General features: G+C 40.3%; 20 protein-coding genes. 11 read left to right on the plus strand and 9 right to left on the minus strand.

The window, feature by feature from the left end:
• Positions 1-449: 449 nt before the first annotated feature.
• Positions 450-647, plus strand: coding sequence for a hypothetical protein (locus tag CYLST_RS36100; RefSeq protein WP_015210303.1), 198 nt, complete (start codon positions 450-452; stop codon positions 645-647).
• Between the two features lie 44 nt (positions 648-691).
• Here the strand turns inward: CYLST_RS36100 and CYLST_RS23835 are convergent, their stop codons facing one another.
• The 4 genes from CYLST_RS23835 to CYLST_RS23850 all read right to left on the minus strand — a co-directional run bounded on the left by CYLST_RS23835 (position 692) and on the right by CYLST_RS23850 (position 4828).
• On the minus strand, positions 692-1189 hold the full coding sequence (locus tag CYLST_RS23835; protein ID WP_015210304.1) for an acyl-CoA thioesterase: 498 nt from the start codon (positions 1187-1189) through the stop codon (positions 692-694).
• A 355-nt stretch (positions 1190-1544) separates the two neighbouring features.
• The gene (locus tag CYLST_RS23840) at positions 1545-1889 is read right to left on the minus strand and encodes a DUF1815 family protein (RefSeq protein WP_015210305.1); all 345 of its coding nucleotides are present in this window, start codon (positions 1887-1889) and stop codon (positions 1545-1547) included.
• Positions 1890-2839: 950 nt separating this feature from the next.
• Positions 2840-3055 carry a DUF2839 domain-containing protein gene (locus CYLST_RS23845; RefSeq protein ID WP_015210306.1) on the minus strand — a complete coding sequence of 72 codons (216 nt, stop codon included), beginning with the start codon at positions 3053-3055 and terminating at the stop codon, positions 2840-2842.
• Between the two features lie 198 nt (positions 3056-3253).
• Positions 3254-4828 (minus strand): helicase C-terminal domain-containing protein, encoded by a 1575-nt coding sequence (locus tag CYLST_RS23850; protein WP_015210307.1) that lies wholly within the window; start codon positions 4826-4828, stop codon positions 3254-3256.
• A gap of 152 nt (positions 4829-4980) precedes the next feature.
• Between CYLST_RS23850 and CYLST_RS23855 the strand changes: the two genes are divergently transcribed.
• Positions 4981-5943: a M48 family metallopeptidase gene (locus tag CYLST_RS23855; RefSeq protein ID WP_015210308.1), complete on the plus strand. Its 963-nt coding sequence runs from the start codon at positions 4981-4983 to the stop codon at positions 5941-5943.
• Between the two features lie 156 nt (positions 5944-6099).
• On the opposite strand, the gene CYLST_RS23860 is transcribed toward CYLST_RS23855, so the two are convergent.
• Positions 6100-7038 (minus strand): AAA family ATPase, encoded by a 939-nt coding sequence (locus tag CYLST_RS23860; protein WP_041233241.1) that lies wholly within the window; start codon positions 7036-7038, stop codon positions 6100-6102.
• Positions 7039-7521: 483 nt separating this feature from the next.
• Between CYLST_RS23860 and CYLST_RS23865 the strand changes: the two genes are divergently transcribed.
• From CYLST_RS23865 to CYLST_RS23885, 5 genes are all read left to right on the plus strand, one after another.
• Positions 7522-7929 carry a hypothetical protein gene (locus tag CYLST_RS23865; RefSeq protein ID WP_015210310.1) on the plus strand — a complete coding sequence of 136 codons (408 nt, stop codon included), beginning with the start codon at positions 7522-7524 and terminating at the stop codon, positions 7927-7929.
• Positions 7930-8166: 237 nt separating this feature from the next.
• Positions 8167-8862 (plus strand): hypothetical protein, encoded by a 696-nt coding sequence (locus CYLST_RS23870; protein WP_015210311.1) that lies wholly within the window; start codon positions 8167-8169, stop codon positions 8860-8862.
• 61 nt (positions 8863-8923) lie between these two features.
• The gene (locus CYLST_RS23875) at positions 8924-9388 is read left to right on the plus strand and encodes a hypothetical protein (RefSeq protein WP_015210312.1); all 465 of its coding nucleotides are present in this window, start codon (positions 8924-8926) and stop codon (positions 9386-9388) included.
• 121 nt (positions 9389-9509) lie between these two features.
• A complete protein-coding gene (locus CYLST_RS23880; protein ID WP_015210313.1) occupies positions 9510-10205 on the plus strand; it encodes a hypothetical protein in 696 nt (231 codons plus the stop codon).
• A gap of 61 nt (positions 10206-10266) precedes the next feature.
• On the plus strand, positions 10267-10731 hold the full coding sequence (locus tag CYLST_RS23885) for a hypothetical protein (protein ID WP_015210314.1): 465 nt from the start codon (positions 10267-10269) through the stop codon (positions 10729-10731).
• Positions 10732-10903: 172 nt separating this feature from the next.
• Here CYLST_RS23885 and CYLST_RS23890 read toward each other — a convergent pair whose 3' ends face one another.
• Positions 10904-11161, minus strand: coding sequence for a hypothetical protein (locus tag CYLST_RS23890; protein ID WP_015210315.1), 258 nt, complete (start codon positions 11159-11161; stop codon positions 10904-10906).
• A gap of 115 nt (positions 11162-11276) precedes the next feature.
• Between CYLST_RS23890 and CYLST_RS32485 the strand changes: the two genes are divergently transcribed.
• Together CYLST_RS32485 and CYLST_RS23895 are read left to right on the plus strand one after the other, a co-directional pair.
• Positions 11277-11717, plus strand: a complete 441-nt coding sequence (locus CYLST_RS32485; protein WP_051056147.1) for a hypothetical protein — start codon at positions 11277-11279, stop codon at positions 11715-11717.
• 192 nt (positions 11718-11909) lie between these two features.
• Positions 11910-14315 (plus strand): HEAT repeat domain-containing protein, encoded by a 2406-nt coding sequence (locus tag CYLST_RS23895; RefSeq protein ID WP_051056148.1) that lies wholly within the window; start codon positions 11910-11912, stop codon positions 14313-14315.
• Between the two features lie 84 nt (positions 14316-14399).
• On the opposite strand, the gene CYLST_RS23900 is transcribed toward CYLST_RS23895, so the two are convergent.
• Positions 14400-14996: a hypothetical protein gene (locus CYLST_RS23900; RefSeq protein ID WP_015210316.1), complete on the minus strand. Its 597-nt coding sequence runs from the start codon at positions 14994-14996 to the stop codon at positions 14400-14402.
• 196 nt (positions 14997-15192) lie between these two features.
• Here CYLST_RS23900 and CYLST_RS23905 point away from each other — a divergent pair, with 196 nt between their 5' ends.
• Positions 15193-15810 (plus strand): hypothetical protein, encoded by a 618-nt coding sequence (locus CYLST_RS23905; RefSeq protein ID WP_015210317.1) that lies wholly within the window; start codon positions 15193-15195, stop codon positions 15808-15810.
• A gap of 109 nt (positions 15811-15919) precedes the next feature.
• Positions 15920-17020, plus strand: a complete 1101-nt coding sequence (locus CYLST_RS23910; protein ID WP_015210318.1) for a tetratricopeptide repeat protein — start codon at positions 15920-15922, stop codon at positions 17018-17020.
• A 133-nt stretch (positions 17021-17153) separates the two neighbouring features.
• Here the strand turns inward: CYLST_RS23910 and CYLST_RS23915 are convergent, their stop codons facing one another.
• Positions 17154-17966, minus strand: coding sequence for a hypothetical protein (locus tag CYLST_RS23915; RefSeq protein ID WP_015210319.1), 813 nt, complete (start codon positions 17964-17966; stop codon positions 17154-17156).
• 370 nt (positions 17967-18336) lie between these two features.
• On the minus strand, positions 18337-19185 hold the full coding sequence (locus tag CYLST_RS23920; protein ID WP_015210320.1) for a DUF2267 domain-containing protein: 849 nt from the start codon (positions 19183-19185) through the stop codon (positions 18337-18339).
• Positions 19186-19317: the final 132 nt, after the last annotated feature.

Genomic DNA, 19317 nt, shown 5'->3' on the forward strand with positions numbered 1-19317 from the left:
ATTAAAATAAAGTTTGTAGTAAGGACTTCAGTCCTTAAAATGCTTATTTGAGCGATAAATCACTCACTACAAACAGGATTTTTATTTAATATTTAATTCTGTCTACCTACTTATGTAATACTGTTTCAGCTTAATGTCAAAACAAATTATTACAAGAGGGAGATGGAACTGCATACAATGATTAATTTTCCTTAATAGCAAGTGCGAGTAAATAAAAAAGTCAATAATTATACATTAAGTAAATCAGTTATTTCTGAAAAAGTTATCAATATAACGAATTATCGTGAATTATTAGTTATAATGGGGGAGGGCGATTACAAAAAAAGCTTCTATTGAAAAATCTCAACAGTAGTAGTAAAGATCAATTGGGTGCATAGCTTTTGCAGCAGTAATTGTTACCAAAATAAAAGGTTACTTTTTTTCAAGAGCGATTCTCAAGTAATTGATATATGATTATTACCTTGATTGTAGCTTGGATCGTTTTCACAATAATGTGGAAAGTGCTGAAAACGACCATAAGCAATGCATTGACTGTTGCCGCTATTCTAATTTTATTAAATGTTGGTTTTGGAATTACACCACAAGATATTGTGCAGAAGATAACTCAGTTTGCTCAAACATTGTCGCAGATACGTGTGAGCAACTGAGAAAACTCAAATGTGAAGTGGCAAAAATTTCACCGCTTCATCTATTAGGTGATTGATGCTGAAATCTTTGCCAATGCATCCTGAAAACTCGCAGGTAGCTGGCGCATAATCTTGCCTCTTTCCCGATCTACTGCAACTAAAGTCACCAGGGCGGTAACATATAATTCTTGTCCATCATTTGAGACAATCGTATAGTCCCAATTAATGCGGACACCAGTCGCCTCAGTCATGCGTGTTCTTACCACCACTGCCTTACCTAATTGAATTGACCGATGATAGCGTACTGATAATTCTACAACTGGTAAATCACAGCCTAAGGCTACTAAATCAGCAAATTCAATACCTATTGATCTCAAGCATTCTACCCGTGCTTCTTCCATCCAAGCTATATAGGAACCATGCCAAACAATTCCTGCATAGTCGGTGTGGTGGGGTTGCACTCTGATAGGATATTCAAACCAGTTCTCAAACAAACGATTTGACGGACTGTCTAAGGCGCTGGTTGATGGTAGTTTTGGTTGGCTTGGTTTTTCTTCAGACATCTTAAATTTTCTTAGCAGCAGCTATGAATTTTCTATATCTGGAATACCACAAAATCTAGGTACGTTGTAAAATTTCTAATTTTCACAAGCATTTTAATCTGAGCGACAAGCTTGAGCTAGTAGCAGAAAACTTGTTAATAGCAACATTAATCGCTATAAACACACTCGATTTTTATGGGCAATTAATTTTATTCCTTGCCATCAGGTTTTGGCTGGGTCTGAAAAATCCGTGACAGCGCGGTAAGAGCTAATAACGGTAATGGTGAATAGGCAAAGAGCTAGCAAAAATCAAGCTACTATTGCCCATGACCAATTACCGACCATCACTTGCCTCTTAGCCATCGACCTTTAAACCTTAGTATTTCTTGGCAAGGGTTTTATTACCTGTAGAGGGTTGCATAGATTGCTTGATCAGATTAGCCAGTTCCTGTAACTGATTAATTGCCTCCGCTCCCTCTAACTTCATTAATTCGCGGTCATCCCGCATCTCGGTCCAAGTAATTCCATAATCGGATACTAAAAACCGAATCAGGTGATTGTCTCCCAAGCTAACCATAAACGAAGCACTATTCATTTGGTCGCCACAGGTATAACAGGAAGCAGGATAACCACGCCGCTCTAATACAACTGCCAAGGCTTGCAGGTTCATCACCAAGTCTTGGACAAATTGCCGATGTTGATGTGCTAGTCGCAGAAACACTTTTGTCCTCCAGACACCACAGTCATTTTAGTCTCTTTTATATTTTCTTTAGATTTTTGCATCCACTGGTATTGTAAACTATTCATTACAATTGTCAGACGGTCATGGAGTCATTCATTGACTACCTTGCTTAGGGTAGTAGATAACGGATTTATTTGCCGTATCAAAGTATTCAATTTACAAATTCAAAATATCAGACAGAATTACTAAATTTAACATTGTCTTTAGACATTTCTGTCAGGGTAGGTTCTGGCTGGCAGCGATTAGCTTTCAGCGTAACTCAAATTTAGCACTAGTCAAATACAGAAAAGCTACATACTGAACCATTATTGGTAATGTGCAGCCGAAACCATTGTGTTTAGAGACGCTAACGCGACTTCATGAGGTTTTAGAGTCTCCTGCAACTTTAGTTAAATTTTGCCTGATCTAAGATAGATTCGCGATCGCCCAAGCAGAGGGTACACTAGGCGAAATTCTCCAGGATATCCGGGTTTTGGCAGATCAAAAGAGCCAAGAAGAACTGATAACTGGGTAGATTGTGACTGCTTAAACAGTATATGTACTTGATCAACCAGGGACAATGTAAAACCAAAAAGCAGGAAACTTCATACTGAGAATAACTAAACGCGGGACTGTGGTGTTGCCGAATTGGCAACATTTTTGACTTTTCCCGAATTAACTAGAAAAAGTTTTGTTAAGATCCAAAAAATTTACTGCTTATTTGTCAGAACCAGTTGCATCGGATAGAAAAAATCTGAATTTGAGGGAAAGGTAAAAAAGTGCGGATGCATAGCGACGTGGCATGTCGGTACTGACGTCTCTGAAGAAATCGTTCTCAATTTGGGTGGAGGAACTGTTCCAAACAAGTTGAGCCGTGGAAAGAGAATACCCAAAGAGTGAGATTTTTAACCCCCCGCAGTCAAGGTAAGACCTTTTGCGGTGGGAGTCGGTCAAGCTACTACTTGCCACCAACCGAAAGCTGGGCCGATAAACCGGATGGTTATCCACACTGCAACCATTATGCCAATGCCTATCCAAGCACCGCGCGTAGTCCAGTCGACAAATTGTTCAGCTTGAGTTTTGGTGATCGGAACCCAGGATAAGATCCGGGTATCTTGACCTTGTTCTTGTCCTAGTGTGGTTTGACGACGCTTTGCTTCACCCATAATCAGAAATTCAAAATTTAATTTAGGCTCTCATTTTATATTGACAGACATCATGGCTACAGTCATTAGTCATTAGTCATTAGTCATTAGTCATTAGTCATTAGTCATTAGTCATTAGTCATTAGTCATTAGTCATTAGTCATTAGTCATTAGTCATTAGTCATTAGTCATTAGTCATTAGTCATTAGTCATTAGTCATTAGTCATTAGCAGCATCTTCCTGATTAGTTTGAGAAAATAGACTGGGATCGAGATAGTTAATGCGTGCTAGAGGACTCAGAGCTGCGAGAATTTGAGCGCCGTAGCTGCGGTTAACCACACGACTATCGAGCAAAGCGACGATTCCTTGACTTTCGCGCACGGGTGCGATCGCACGTTGTAATTCATTCAAAGCTGCTGGCAATAAATATAAACGAAACCAATCTTGATGCGATCGCTTATAGTGAGCTACCCTACCAGCCACCAGCGGATTTTCCAGAGATGGCAGAGGCAGGGTGGCAATGATTAACAACTGGGGCGCCGGCAAGACTGTTTGATGATCTCGCCAATATTCCCAACCGCTAATCAAAATACCATTTTCATCCAAACAAGTTTTTTCTACCTGCACCCGCGAACCAAACTCCGAGGCCAGAATTGCCCCTACTCGAGACTTAAGTGGTACATCCCCCACCAACACCACCGTCAATCCTGATGCGGTAGCACTCAGACACAGCAGAGTGCGGACTTTGTGAATAAATGCCGCTTGAAATTCTGGCGTATTCGGTAGAGGTAACTTATGAGGCAAGTAAAGTTGAATAGCTTCCCCTTGACTATCAGCAGAGAACCTCAGACAAGTTACGTCCTCCACACCCAGACGCTGACGGAATAGGGAAGCCTCTGTTTCCGGTTCTAAAGCACTACCAATTAACACCACCGGTTGGCGCTGCCAGATCGGGGAGAGAATTTTCCCTAATTCAATAGGAGCGTAGTGCAAAGAAAATAAACCTTGACGACGGTCAATAGTCGCCCAAAAGAGAGGAGGGGAGGTAGGAATGGGTCTATGGGGAGCAGAATTTTCATAGCTGTGATGGAATTGCTGCCAAAACTGCTTCCAGGAATCTGGGAGGCCAGTTTGATCTAAATCCAAATACAGACGGTTTAAAATCTCCGTTTCCGGCTGGGTAATCAAATAGCACTCGTAGGGATTCGCCGGATGCTGAAACATTTCCCGTGTCAGTTGCACCCGTGCTTCGCGAATAACCTCAGCTTGGTGGGGACAAGCTAGCATCAGTTGCTCCCAATCATAGGGTCGAATCTCTTGGGTAAGCTGATCACGCACCCAATCTTCCAAATCATCGACCCCATCAATAATTGTCGGAATGCCTTGGGGAAAACTATCGTTGCCAGCCAGTAGCCCTTTTAACCAAGCTTCCGGAGAGGTCAACAGTAATCCTCGGAACTCAGAACCGGGCCAAGCGTCACCTGTTCTGATCGGTTTGTTGGCTGGTAACCACTGCTGTAGCCGAGGAATTTCCACTCGCAGCAAGCGTTGCTGCACCGCTTCTGGGGCCACAATAGTTACAGGGCCGTGCCACATTAACGCTGATGCGACAAAACTAGTACGATACCGACCTTGATAGCCACAAACCGCCCCCACTTGAATTAAGGCGCTACGTCCTAGCCGCAAAGCGCGTGCTACCAACCGTGCCATCGTCAAATGATGGGGCCAGGAAGGGAACCCCGCCTGCGATCGCAAAAAGTTATGTAACGACAAATGAACTTCTGCCTCAATCACACGCTTTTAATCCCATACAAAGTGATTTTTACGTACAAAGCCCCATTTCTATTATGTTGTCTGTTGCTAGTTGTTAGTTGCCAGTTATTTTTTGCTGACTACTGACGACCGCTAACCCCTAATCACTGGCCACTAACCAATTACCCTAAATTATGCCAACTTACACAGGAATTTCCAGCGAAGCCTTCAGGCATCCACTGGATCGCCAAGCCGAGCAAGCTTTACGAAACTTACCAGGATTTGATTTAATCGCCCGTAAATTCGTGGAATTTGTCTACGAACGCCCTCAGTTAGTCTATCTAATGGGCAACACCATCCAAGTCGGGCCGCGCCAATACTCCACTATTTACCAGATATTTCGGGAATGTATGCGGGATTTGGACATTTACCCAGAACCTGCGCTGTTTGTCTCACAAAATCCCCAAGCGAACAGCTATGCACTGGGCCAAGAGAATCCTTACATAGTCATCAATACAGGGTTAATAGACTTACTAGACGAAGCCGAGATTCGGACTGTGCTAGCCCATGAACTGGGGCATATTAAATGTGGTCATACTATTTTAATTCAAATGGCGATGTGGGCCATGAGTGCTGCTTCCGCCCTAGGAGAATTGACCTTTGGTATCGGCAATTTTGTTAGTCAAGCCCTGATATATGCCTTTTTTGAATGGCGACGAAAAGCCGAGTTAACCGCAGATCGCGCCGCATTACTGGTAATGGATGACTTAAACCCAGTGATGTTAACAATGATGAAACTCTCTGGCGGTAGTATCAAATATGCCAACGAATGCAGTTTACAGGAATTTATCCGCCAGTCAGAGAATTATCAGGCACTGGATGAAGATGGACTCAATCAAGTATATAAATTCCTGATGTACAACGGCGCTCAAGGCATGATGCTCAGTCATCCTTTCCCTGTAGAGCGCTTGCATTATCTACGAGAATGGGCAGTATCAGAAGAGTATCAGCAAATTCGCCGGGGAAATTATCAGCGATCGCCTGCTTCCGGATCAGTAAATGTATCAGTTGAAACCGCCGCCAGTGAAGCAGAGAATTTGCGCCGTCAAGTTGAAGAATTGCAACAAGAAATTAACAGAATGAAAAGATCAGGGTAAATCCCCCAAACCTCCTCGTAAACGACGTTACCGTGTACACACAAGTTATACGATTACCCAAATTCCTCCACAACCTCACCCTGTCCTAACAAACATCCCTCTCCTTACCAAGGAGAGGGAAAAGTAAAGCGATAGCAGAACCAGGGTGAGGTTCTTTCAACTTTCCGTTTCGCAATCGGGAACACCTTCTTGGAAAACTCGACTAGCGAGAATATCTTCAGCCTCAATCGTAATTAAATCTTGCTTTGTTAAACGTTTACCACTGCCTAATAACCGATTAGCCTGACGCAATCGCGCCCTATCTATCGCATTACGAACACTGCGAGCATTAGCAAAATGGGGCATAGTCTTCCGTCTAATTAGATACTCACCGAAGGCTTTTTCTGCATTGGGGCTAAAACTATAATGCTGCGCCTTTAATATCCCTTGGGCGATAATCATCAAATTTTCCACAGAATAATCGTTAAATTCAATGTGTAAACCGATGCGGGAATTCATGCCAGGATTACTGTGGAAAAAACGCTCCATCTGGTCTTTGTAACCTGCCAGAATCACAACTAAATCATCGCGCTGGTTTTCCATCAGCTGCATTAAAATTTCTATCGCCTCCAGACCAAAATCCCCTGGATTATCTGGGCGAAACAACGTATAAGCCTCATCAACCAACAACACGCCACCCATCGCATTTTTTAATACTTCCCTAGTTTTGGGTGCTGTTTGACCAATCCCTTGCCCAACTAAATCATCTCGCGTCACTAACATGACGTTTTCTTTGCGGATATATTCCAGACGATAGAGAATTTCTGCCATCCGCATCGCCACCGTAGTTTTACCCATGCCAGGGTTGCCTAAAAATGTCATGTGCAAGCTAGGGGGCCCCGCAGTCAAACCAAGACTTTTGCGGATGCGGTCAACCAACAACAAGGCAGCCATTTCTTTAATCTTGTTTTTAACTGACTTCAAGCCGACTAACTCTTGGTCTAACTGATCCAAAATTTCCTGTACATGGGATTCCTGAAAAGCCGCCTCTAAATCAATTACGGCATCTTCTGATCCAGTTTCAATAACTACGGTTTCCAATTCTTGAGTACTCATGTTCATCACCGCTAGTAATGATTTTGATGATAGCTGTGAGTCCAGAAATATAAAAGATTGTAATTCTAATAGGAGTTATATATTTTTCTTTATTATCAATAACTTAAGGTAACCATAGAGACAACCCAATCATGTTGATCTCACACCCAACCTCTCTTTGCAAACGAGAGGGAATTTTTTTGTGTTACCAGGCAGAAAACAGTGCATAATTTACTTTTTAGTATTACCTCAGCCTGGATAATACTTTTTAGAGGATGTTTGAAAAGTTATTTGTGATAAATCAAACACTCGTAGATCCCCCCAACCCCCCTTAAAAAGGGGGCAAAAACTTCTCAAAGTCCCCCTTGGAAAGGGGGATTTAGGGGGATCTCGATCAATGTTGATACGAATCAGACATTCTCTTAGGTGGGTTAGCACTTTCTGAAATCAAGAATTGCTTGACTATATCTCAGCCTTGCATCTAAATTTAGGGATTTATTAAAAATGAAAATTAACTTGACAAAGTGCTTCTCTGTGTTACTGAGTATTCTGGCTTTTTTTATCTTGTTACCAGGAATTGCTTTAGCTGCACCAGTCCAAATCCATGCTAACGCTGGGATGATTATTGCCCAATCTACCAACAAATCTGCTTCAGCTTCTGAGCTTAATTTAACTCCTCAACATCGCCAACAACTCCAGGCTGTACGTCACAGAAGAGACAAAGAAATTCAGGCGGTTTTAACATCATTGCAACGTAGTAATTTTGCCCATAATTTGAAGGCGGGTAAAAACTATTATCAAGCTTTGGAAGCACTGGATTTAAAACCAGAGCAGCGAGATTTGATAAAATCAATCATGCAATTTACTAACTTGAAATTGAAAGCAGTTTCATCTCGATTTGTGATTCATTAAGGCAGGGATATATAATTCTCTTTGCCCTAACGACTGGAAGTCGCGGCTACAAAAACAAAGTCCGCCTGCGCGGACTAAATACATATAAATTATTGTAGGTTTACAAAGAAACAAATGGTTACGCTGTTTTAGCATAAATGCTTTAAAAGCTAAATTTATTCACAATATTTTACTTAAAAAAGCTAGTAATTAATCGTAAAATACCTGAGATAAACTAAATTTTTCAGGAATTATTTTTTGCAAGCAGAGAATATTGAATCAACAATAAAATCACTGATTGATAAAGCTGTTACTATAGACCCCAATTTAGCGAAAAGGTTAGACGACATACGCCGCTGGGTTAAAGGTGTAAAGCCTGGTTCTCTAAAAGCTAAACCTTATCTAATGTTGTTTTTGCGCCAAGTAATCAGCGATGCTGACGTTTGGCTAAAACTCAAGTCTCTAGCTTCTGAAGAAGAGCAACAATCAGCTTTAGACGCACTGAAACCAGCGTTAAAATATTGGTATGGTTACTTATTCCCCAAATGGTGGAGTGAAAACGACCCCAAATTTTATATTTGGAGACGAGAATTAATGGCGGGGGAGTTCAACCAGGAAGATGCAACGCTAATTAACTCTATTATCAATATTATTAAACAAAGTGGCGGTACTGTTGTGCAACGCTATATTGTTGACCTGTCTATGGCAACTGATATAATTGTCAGTAGTACTCAAGAGCAGCCGCTTTGCGTTCAACTCACTAGCCTTTCTCAAGAAATTTATTTAGAAAAATCTATTAAGTGGGAAAATACGCTGCTTTTTTGGGGAATGGAAAGAGGATTATTTTTAAGTTACAATCCTGGTACGACTGATTATGTAAATCAGATAGTCAATTTAGCACTAGATAGCAGCGATCATATCCAAACAGGCATTTATCTAAAATTAAATTTATAGTCATCGGTAATATTGATTTACTGGGTTTGTATAGCAACATTTTTTAACAAGGTGATTAATCATGGTTAAAGAGAAATTAACTGACCGTGAACAAAGATTAGAAGATTTTCTGCAAGCTGTGGAAGCGGCTCAAAAATTACAGGATGACATCATGGAATATGGGCTTGATGCAGCCTATTTATATTGTGATGATATTGATGGTGATTGGCTGGAAAGATGGGGAGAGGACGATGATGAACCTGGTTATATAGAATTAATGACGAATTTTTTGGAAAGTGATGATTCGGTAGCGGTGAAGGTACGCCAGCAGCTACAGGATAAAGCGATTTCAGAAATTATTGAAGATTTGGAATTATGTCTGAGTGAACTGAAAGAATCAGACCGGATTTTTGCTATGAAGAATTTGTTAGTTGGTGGTGTTGCGAGTTCAGGAAGTAACCGCGATTCTGGTGATGATATTAATGAAATTGAGTTTTTGGATTTAGCTGAGAGTTTGCTGGATAAGTTGACAGAGATTTTGGGGTAAATTACGGCGATAGATGTAGAATTGTGTCATTTGGCGTCTTGATAAACTATTACTTATTTGAAAACACTGCTAAATAATCGTAAAATACCTGAAATTAACTAAATTTATCAGGTGTATTTTTTTGCAAGCAAAGAATATTAAAGAGAGACTAAAGTCACTCATCGAGAAAGCATCTGCAATAGACCCCAGTTTAGTGAAAAGGTTAAACCAGATATACCGCTGGGTTAAAGACGTAAAGCCTGGTTCACTGAATGCTAAACCTTATGTAATTTTGTTTTTGCGACAACTAATCAATGATGCTGAAACTAGGCTTGATATCAAAGGTTCAGCTTCTGAAGAAGAACAGCAAGCTTATTTTGCAGCAATGACACCTACCGAAAAATATTGGTATGGTGAGTTATTCCCCAAGTGGTTAACCGAGAATGACCCCAATTTTTTGACTTGGAGAAGAAAATTGATGGCGGGTGATTTCAGCCAGGAGGATGCAACGCTAATAAATTCTATTACCAAGTTTACCAAGCAGCGTGGCGGTACAGTTGTCCAACGCTATGTTGCAGACCTTGCTATGGCAACTGATATAATTGTCAGTAGTAGGCAAGAGCAGCCGCTGTGCATTCAACTAACTAGCTTGTCTCAGGAATTTTCTCTAGAAAAATCTATTGAGTGGGAAGAAAAGCTGGTTTTTTGGGGAATTGAAAGAGGATTATTTTTAAGTTACAATCCCGGTACGACTGATTTTGTAAATCAGATAGTCAATTTAGCGCTAGATAATAGCGATAATATCCAAACAGGCATTTATCTAAAATTAAATTTATAGTTGTCGATAAAATTGATTTACTGGGTTTGTATAACAACATTAATTAACAAAGTGAGTAATCATGGTTAAGGAAAAACTAACTGACAGTCAACAGAGATTAGAACAATTTTTGCAACATTTAGAAGAAGGTAGAAAGTTGCAAGATGACATCATGGAATATGGGCTTGATGCAGCCTATTTATATTGTGATGATGTTGATGGTGATTGGCTGGAAAGATGGGGAGATGATGATGATGAACCTGGTTATATAGAATTAATGACGAATTTTCTGGAAAGTGATGATTCGGTAGCGGTGAAGGTACGCAAGCAGCTACAGGATAAATCGATTTCAGAAATTATTGAAGGGTTGGAATTATGTCTGAGTGAATTAAAAGAATCAGACCGGATTTTTGCTATGAAGAATTTGTTAGTTGGTGGTGTTGCGAGTTCAGGAAGTAACCGCGATTCTGGTGATGATATTGATGAAATTGAGTTTTTGGATTTAGCTGAGACTTTGCTGGAGAAGTTGACAGAGATTTTGGGGTAAGTATTATTTAGGGTCACTAGAATAAATATGGCTAAGGGATTTGGAAATTTGAAAACTTTCCACAAAATAAATATAGAATAAACCCGTCATTTACAAGTTTTAAATGAATGAAATACATTGTTTAATACATATTCCTCGTAGGGGCACAGCAATGCTGTGCCCCTACAGTTTGTTAGTTATCCCGCTCTTTTTGGAGTACTTTCAACATGAAGAAGCACAACTTGAGTAAAGGAACCGTCCAAGTTGCATTTACTGGGTCAACCAATGGTACAAAGGTGATAATAGCCGCTTCAATAATTTGAAGTAGCGCATTATTTGGTTTGGGTTTAACTGCAAGTTGCGAGGGCTGATTTGATTTTGACTGTACCCAGACTAAAGCAATAATTTCTGGATGTTGAATAGCAATTTTTAGCAGGATTTGGTTATTCATAATTTGCTCTTAAAGCCGATTAGTGGTAATGATTTAACTTTAAGAGTTGCTAAATAGAAAGAAAATTGGTTATAAATAGACTTAAATAGAATTAAATCAAAAACAGGTTTTTTCTGTGAATTTCTCAGCTAATAGTTCAGAACAGCAGCGCCAGTTTTTAGAAGAAATGGCGACAAAGTACGGTTTCATGGGCGATACCTGTACCGTGTTCCTCTGTCGCTTTCGTCCGAAAAACAAAAATAAAGAGACTGTTAAGCTTGCAGAAGCCATTGAATTGAATAGAGAGCCTGATTTTAAATCATCAGCCTTCGGATATAACTTGAAGACAATCTATAACTATTTAGAAAAAGATGGGTGTCCGTTAGGGGATAGAGGACGAGGAAAAAATCTTTATGAAAAGGCTTATAAATGGTTGTGGGAAATCAAATTCCCAGAATGGCGGAAGACACAAAATATTGTTATTCCTGATGAACAGGCGCAAAAAGAAGTTGTTTGTAGGTTTTTGGAACAGATTACAAACGACTTTCAGCACATCCAGCTATTCCACACATTGTAACCTATTCTTATCAAAGACCAATACATTCCTATTCAGGTAACGTTAGAGAGAAAATACAAGCACACAGTTGAAACTACTTGGAGTTATGCTGAGTCAGAAGACGAACTCAAACGTGCTTACTCTCTCAAGCATTTGGAAGAAACACAGCGAACTCAAGTAGACTGGACAGAAGCAAAGAAACAGCATCGATGTATGATGGTGTTGGCAGATCCTGGGATGGGGAAAACCACGTTATTAAAAAGAGAAGCTTATTTAATTGCCCAAGAACAACGGCAGAGTTTAGAAGATAATAATATAAAACTTGAAAATGTAGTTATTCCCATATTTATCAGACTTTCTGAAATAGCAGAATTAACTAAGGAAGTCACGGCAAAAGTAATTGATGCTATTTTGAAGTTGCTTGAAGTAAAGTATGAAAAATACTTTCCAGAAATTAAGACTTTTTTAGAAGAAAAATTAAAAGCGGGTAAATGTCTTTTGCTATTAGATGCGCTAGATGAAGTACCCAAAGAGAATAGAAAGCGTCTGTCTGATAGATTAAATGATTTTTACCGCAATTATTCTTGCTCTATCATCTGCACATCTCGCATAGTTGGCTATGATGGAGCATTTTTAACAGGTGTGAAAGATGTAGAAATTGTTCCTTTCACTCAAAAACAGATAAAACAGTATATTGAAATTTGGTTTGAGAATGCGGCTGAAAATCTAAATAATGATTCTGTTTCTGCTTCATCCTTAATTCGAGAATTGCAGAATAAACCCCAGATTCGGGGGTTAGTGCAGAATCCTTTGTTATTGTCTTTGATTTGCAGTCTTTATCAAGAAAAAGGTTTGGCGCTACCAGCACGACGCTGTGAGGTTTATAAGCAAGCATTACACTGTATGTTGGGCAGATGGAGTCAAAACCGTCAGCCACAATCTGAGGGAAGAATTAAAGCGAAAATTCGATTTTTAGAACACCTTGCTTATAATTTTACCTGTGCAGGTAAAGAGATTTTTTCTTCAGATCAACTCTATGATCAGGTTGAGGATTATTTGCAAAGTACGAAAGTCGCAACTGTTTTTAGAGATGCTGATACAGATAAGTTAATTAGAGAACTGTCTGAACAGGATGGCATTTTGCAAAAGTTGCATGAAAATGGCGACCAATACCTATTTTTACACCGGACTTTTCAAGAGTATTTAACTGCTTGTTATTTGCAACGTTACCCAAATTGCGTTGAATTGGCAAAGGCGCATTTTTGGGATTATGAATGGCATGAAATATTAAGTTTATTGGCGGGATTAATGGAAAATCCTGTTTCTTTGCTTGAGGAGATTATGGGGGAAAAGGATGATATTTTCTCAACGCTCTTGTTATTAGGAGGGCTTTGTCTTGCTGAGTGTCAAGGTATTTATCACCAGTTAGTTGGGGAAATAATTGATAATATTTATGATTTTTTGTCTCGCTACCCCAATAATACTGATTTTATTGAATCGGTCTTGGTGACACTGGGTAAAACGCATTCACAAATGTTTGATAAGTTGCAAACAACATTAAATAATGATAATAAAAAGAGCTTAAAACCAAGAGCTATATCTGCTTTAGGTAAAATTGGTAGTCCTAAAATAATTCCTTGTTTAATCAAAATTATCACAAGTGACGAGGATTTTTTTGTGAGATTAATGGCAGCAGGCGCTTTAGGCGATATAGGTCATCCTGAAGCAATTCCTACCCTTATCAGAGTATCAAATGATGATAGTTGTTATTTTGTTAGACAAAGTGCTAAATATTCTTTAAAGCAACTTGACTTTCCCTTAACAAGTATTAACTCTACCACAAAAAATGAGGAAAATACAACAGAGGTTTCAGATGATATAACTAATATTAAGTTAAGCGATGTTTTAAATATAATACGTCTTTTTGTCTGTTCTAAAGATAAAAAAATAAGATGGAGTGTAGCGCATCATTTAGGAAGGATTGGTAATCCCATAGCAGTTAGTGCTCTCATCTCAGGACTCGAAGATGAGGACGAAAAAGTTATAAAGGCTGTTGTATCGGCTTTAGGGAAGATTGGTAATAGAGAAGCATTAAATGCCTTGATTCAATCCCTTAACCACCCAAATTCTGAAGTTAGAAAAAATGTTGTATGTGCTTTAGGTACAATTGGTACTGTAGAAGCAGTAAATGCCTTAATTCAAGCCCTAAAACATTTAGATTCTAACGTTAGACAAGCAGCAGCATTTATTTTAGGTTACATTAATAGTCATGAATCAGTTGATGAGTTAATTAAAGTCCTTAGCAATATTAATGAGGATTCATCAGTGCGCGAATATTCGGCTAGAGCGTTAGGTGAAATTGGTGATTGTAAAGCCATCCCTGTCTTAGTTACTGCTATCACAGAAAAGAACTTATCCGTTAGAAGAAACGCAGCAGAGGCTTTGGTTAGGGTTGGCACATCAGATACTCTAGCAAAGCTAATCCAAAACCCTAACATTGACATCTATGACCTTGATATATTTCTCTTAGCCAGAAAATTAGCCGTTAAGTTCAGCAAAGAGCAAGTCCCATTTATTCCCGTTTATCCAGAGTTGCTGGGGAAAAGCTTGGAGTCATAAGTCCTGACTAACATAAATTTAGGGTGCATCAGGGAAACACCCAATGCACCCTAATGATAATGTGAGGGCGGGGAGACACCGCCGTTACGCGGCGACTTCGGCTAACTCGATGATGCGCCCTTCGTAGTCTTTGACTAAAAAATTCAGGGGCTTTTGGTTGCGAATTTTAAATTTTAAACCGCGTGTTTCCACTCGCATTAAAATCATTTCTAGGCAGTCGCGGTCGAAGCAGACGTGGCGCTGCTGATTTTTTTTGCCTAAACTAGCACCAGTAATGACGTGCAGTTGCGTATTTTTCTTTAATTGATACCACAGCCCATCGTTGGCATTATTCATTGTTTTGCTAGACCAACTGGGACTGGTGGACATATAAAGCGGGTCTATCCCTGTTGCGCCGATGGTTTGTTCGTAGTTGTAGTAATAGTGCAGGGGTACTTCTGCTGCTGGCAAATCTAGCAGCCCTTCATACAACTGTCGGGCAATTTCCAAGTCCGACACCATTACAGTATGTACTTTTGGGGCACTGGTGAGAAACAGCCACATAGCGCCGGCATAAGCTGCCAGCAACATTACCATGATGCCTTGGGTAGAGAATAGGCTATCCAAGGGCAAGGAAGGTAAAAAAGAGCCTAAAGTAAAAGGACTAAACAGGAACGGTATCAAACTTGCTGCTATAACCATGAACAAATCAAAGATTGTATAAGGGAGCGGCTTTTAGTATTGTCGATAAAGACTAACATTAAGTCCTTGTTTCTAGTTTATCAATACTCTAGTAGTCTGAGTCTCAACTACGAAGCAAGCAACATCAAGATATTGTGTGATTAATTCCCAGACGGCAAATTTTAAGTATATTTTAACACTAAAAAGCTGAGATTTTATGCAAATTCCTCATTTTCCGGAAGCTAATCACCCACTGGTAAAGTCGCTGTTTCATCATAGTGATCATGAATTGCTGAGTCTGTTTCAGCGTTATTCAGATACTGGAAAGTACTTTATTGTGATTTTTTGCCGCTATAGCCCGATAGTATACACTTTGATTCAGCATTCGGCGCGATCGCCTGTGCAAGCAGATTATCTCTTTGCTCTCACCTGGCGGCACATCTATTATGAACTCGGTGGACTCAATTTAACTGACTCTCAACCAGGCCAGGAACCCTTAACCCTGCAAAACTGGTTGATCAACATGACAGCTTACTGCATTAACGAGATTCCAGTGCCCCCAACGGAAGCAATCCATTATTCTCTCCAAGCAACTTCACCGCCGTTATGGTGCTATGTAGAACAGGCATTAGACCAACTACCACCAGTTTTGCGCTTGATGGTCTTGATGGCGCAAACTTTCCACTGGAGCGAAACGAGAATTGCTGCCTATCTGCAAGCTGAAGGAGAAAAGATTGCCCCTGTTGAAGTAGCAAATTTTCTCCAAGAAGGCTATCGTATGCTAGAAGATAAATTACCTGCGGATATTCGCGCTATTTACTTAGGTGAAGATTAGCCTTTGTCGTAGCTTAAGTATAAATTTGGATATAGCTATTCTTCAATTAAAAAATTAAACTTCTTCTTAGACCGTTCTACTTAAACCCGCAACTTCACGGGGAAGCGTTATGAAACAGCGGCATTTCTTGCCTGAGCATACCAATTTAGATTTAGACCCCAGCCGGCGCTCACAGGTTGACAAATTCAGGTTTGGCACTTTTTCGGTTTTACTGTGTACTTTTTTACTGAGTCCTGTAGCGGCTGGTGCTGCTGACATTACAGAACAACTGCACCGTCCTTTAAGTAGTTCATCTGGGCGACAATTGAGGGAGGAAGGAGACAGGTTACTGAGGCTGGCTGAACAACAACATGCCTCAGGATTTGCTGAGAAAACAGTTACATCTAGCTTACGGGCACTGGAGATTTATCACTCAATTGGTGACCTTAAGGCACAGGGTTTGACTTACGATTTGTTGGCAAAGGCTTATCTCCAGCTAGGTGATTTTAAAGCAGCGGAAGATCCTTTGCGCCGACGATTAGCGATCGCACGCGATACTCAAGACTATCAAGCTCAGATTTACGCCTTGAATAATGTCGGCAGCCTTTTGTTACAAAAAGGCGAAGCCAAAGCCGCAGGGGCAGCTATTCAAGAGGCGTTGGGAATTGCTTACAACTTCAAAAATATTGAAGGTCAAGGGCTGTCTTTAAGCAATTTGGGTCTGGTAGCCGCCAGGTTGGGAGATTACAATCAGGCTGTTAAATTCTCTGAAAACGCCTTAAATTTCCGCCGTCAAACTGGGAACGCCATTGGTGAAGCAAACACCCTGAATAATTTAGGCGATGCCTACCTAGCATTAAAAGATTATCAGAATACCATTGGCAATTATGGGGCAGCACTGCGGTTAGCGAAAAACATTTTTGACCGTCCTAACCAATTACGGGCAATTGATGGTTTAGTTACTGCCCACAGTGCTGTAGGCCGCTATGCGCGTGCTTTGGAATTATTAGAACAGCGTTTAGCGCTGGCTCAACAATTACAAAGTCCCCCAGAAGAATTGAAATCTTTTACTTCTTATGGTCAGTTGTACGAGCAATTAGGCGATTATTCAACGGCTCGTAACTTCTACGAAAGGGCGATTACACTAGCACGAAGATTGGAAGATAACAAACAGGAAGCGCAGTTGCTCAATAGACTCGGTAACATAGCAAAGCGCATCCATAAACCATAGTCAGTTGCTTCGCTCCAATTCAAAATTCTTTCATTCAAAATTCAAAAATCATTAAATAATTTTAGATTACCCAAATTCTGAATTAATGGTTTGGATTGGAGCCACACTTGAGAGCAATTAAAAGGGGGGTTGACTAATTCAAGAACACTGAACCATTGTTTTGAATTCTCATTGCTCTTCTATCTTGAGCGACGTCGGTTGTTTCCTTGAATGTCACTTCCAACATTCCAGATTGGGAAGATGGTTGAGGAGTTACCGTCAGTAGTCCGCCATCTTCCCGGCGGAATGTCACGGTTGTTGGTGTGCTTAAGCCTTGCAGCGTCACATCTGAGTTACCTTCTAGCGATCGCTCTGGCGTGTCGCCAATCACTTGGTAAGTCACATTCGCTCCTGTGTCATTCACCAACTTGATATTCACTCTCCCATTCGCTAGTGCGATCGTGGCGACGGGGGCTTGTAGTTGTTCTGGTGCTGGTGGTTGAATCGTCGATGCTGGGGGGCGAGTAGGGATTGTTGACTCCCCTGGAAGGGGTACGAGTGTCTGCTCTCCAGGGACTGGCGCTGTGGGAACCATCGAGCCGTCAGGCTGCAAAGTGCCTTGAGAGCGATTATAGGGCGGTTCGTTCAAAATGGCAGGATTGGGATTAAGTGCTGAAGGTGCTTCACCGCCAGTACCCAATCTTGTCTGATCTGGTGATGGCGTACCAGGAGTTAATCCTTGTGCTGCCATTGTTCGAGTCAGAGCATTCGGTGGGCATCCCTGGGGAACCATAACCCGATTGTTATGTGGTTCTTCGTAGAAAATTCTGGGACAAGGGTTAACCTTGGGGGTAGTCTGCTGTGCTAGTGCTGCTAGAGGAATAACTGGCAAACTAATCAGTACTCCTCCACAAATACTCCCTAGCAACTGAGCGTATTTGCGAATATTTTGAGAACTTCTATTCATTTTTACTCCTAGTAAAATCTCGCTCGATTTTTGGTTCTGGGAAATTTTCTAAATTCTCTCGCTGTAGATTCAAGAGAAAATTGCAAACAACGCCCATTGTCAGCTTATTTCTTTGTCATAAGCTGTCAGTTAATCAACAGTTATAACTTAACCAATTTTTCTGATTTTTGTATCTAACTATAGTCTCGAGAATTAGACTAAATTATCTTTCTTAAGGATGAAAACAATCAAATATAATTAAAAAAGCAGATGTTCAGTATCCTCTGATAGATATGTGTAAAGATTTTATATTTAGATTTTGGATGAGTTATGAATTGGTTGAAAGTTAGAATTCATAACTCAAAAACTTAATTGAAATTAATCATTACCGTTAAGCTTCTTCCCATATTTGGCGGATTTTATCCGGCAAAAACTGAGAGACTTCTTGGATTCTCTGTTCAGATAATTCGTCTTTAGTTGCCGAAAATACAGCTTTGACAACCAGTTCTACATCTAAATTTGTTTTCAAACTGGCTTCTTGAGAGATGCGGAAGAGAAAAGTATTTGATTTGATAATTAAAGGTGGCCTAACCCGGCTTAAAAACGCAACTATGGGATTGGTATCTTTCCAAAGGTCGGCAATTTCGTTTTGCAGCGCTTTATCATCAGTTATCTCGGCTGGTTTGTGCAATTCTTCAGCAACGTGATCGGCTGCTTCGTTGGTCATCATGTCCCGCATAGTCCGAAACACTACTTCACTCACATCCCTAGCGTCGAAAATATCTTCTAAACCCGCTTGCAGCTTCACTTTTTCCAAAAAAGGCAGATCTTTTGTAGCGATCGCCACTGATGGATTTTTCTTTAAAGCTTTTGGTGGATTTGACTCCAACCTCTTGAGCATTTCCCGTCCTTTTTCTGTCATTTCTGCCTGTTTAAACGTAATTAAGTGAGGTAAGGGCCCGTCCGGTGCGCCATAAGTATTGGCAATTCTCAAGTCAAATTCTTGCGGATTAATCAAATCGGGAACATCTTCTTGGTTGGCGTAAGCATTACCTGTAAACTCTGCATTAATATAATGCTGTTGATTCAAGTAATCTAAATGTCCCAAAAAATCAGCGGTTGTGATTTCTCGTCCGGCAAAGTCAGCTTCAGTAAAATCAACTTTGTGCATTCCCCGCCCGGTGTCGTTAATCTTTTTGAGTAAAATGTAAGCTACATCTTCTCTGATAGTGATTGGCATCTAATTCTCCCAAAATAAATTTTGTGGTTAATGCTTGGAGTCAAGTGAAGACTTGCAGTTTATCTAACTAATCAAAGGATGTCTCAAGAGGAGAAATATTAAACTGCTGGCATTTCGATTGAGCGCTGAATA

Origin of the sequence: Cylindrospermum stagnale PCC 7417 (genome assembly GCF_000317535.1) — a bacterium.
Lineage (GTDB): Bacteria > Cyanobacteriota > Cyanobacteriia > Cyanobacteriales > Nostocaceae > Cylindrospermum > Cylindrospermum stagnale.

What these genes read in the sequence shown, in the direction of transcription:
- CYLST_RS36100 (WP_015210303.1), top strand. Translation starts at nt 450, where the DNA reads ATGATTATTACCTTGATTGTAGCTTGGATCGTTTTCACAATAATGTGG.
- CYLST_RS23835 (WP_015210304.1), bottom strand. Translation starts at nt 1,189, where the DNA reads ATGTCTGAAGAAAAACCAAGCCAACCAAAACTACCATCAACCAGCGCC.
- CYLST_RS23845 (WP_015210306.1), bottom strand. Translation starts at nt 3,055, where the DNA reads ATGGGTGAAGCAAAGCGTCGTCAAACCACACTAGGACAAGAACAAGGT.
- CYLST_RS23855 (WP_015210308.1), top strand. Translation starts at nt 4,981, where the DNA reads ATGCCAACTTACACAGGAATTTCCAGCGAAGCCTTCAGGCATCCACTG.
- CYLST_RS23860 (WP_041233241.1), bottom strand. Translation starts at nt 7,038, where the DNA reads ATGAGTACTCAAGAATTGGAAACCGTAGTTATTGAAACTGGATCAGAA.
- CYLST_RS23865 (WP_015210310.1), top strand. Translation starts at nt 7,522, where the DNA reads ATGAAAATTAACTTGACAAAGTGCTTCTCTGTGTTACTGAGTATTCTG.
- CYLST_RS23875 (WP_015210312.1), top strand. Translation starts at nt 8,924, where the DNA reads ATGGTTAAAGAGAAATTAACTGACCGTGAACAAAGATTAGAAGATTTT.
- CYLST_RS23885 (WP_015210314.1), top strand. Translation starts at nt 10,267, where the DNA reads ATGGTTAAGGAAAAACTAACTGACAGTCAACAGAGATTAGAACAATTT.
- CYLST_RS23890 (WP_015210315.1), bottom strand. Translation starts at nt 11,161, where the DNA reads ATGAATAACCAAATCCTGCTAAAAATTGCTATTCAACATCCAGAAATT.
- CYLST_RS23895 (WP_051056148.1), top strand. Translation starts at nt 11,910, where the DNA reads ATGATGGTGTTGGCAGATCCTGGGATGGGGAAAACCACGTTATTAAAA.
- CYLST_RS23900 (WP_015210316.1), bottom strand. Translation starts at nt 14,996, where the DNA reads ATGGTTATAGCAGCAAGTTTGATACCGTTCCTGTTTAGTCCTTTTACT.
- CYLST_RS23905 (WP_015210317.1), top strand. Translation starts at nt 15,193, where the DNA reads ATGCAAATTCCTCATTTTCCGGAAGCTAATCACCCACTGGTAAAGTCG.
- CYLST_RS23910 (WP_015210318.1), top strand. Translation starts at nt 15,920, where the DNA reads ATGAAACAGCGGCATTTCTTGCCTGAGCATACCAATTTAGATTTAGAC.
- CYLST_RS23915 (WP_015210319.1), bottom strand. Translation starts at nt 17,966, where the DNA reads ATGAATAGAAGTTCTCAAAATATTCGCAAATACGCTCAGTTGCTAGGG.
- CYLST_RS23920 (WP_015210320.1), bottom strand. Translation starts at nt 19,185, where the DNA reads ATGCCAATCACTATCAGAGAAGATGTAGCTTACATTTTACTCAAAAAG.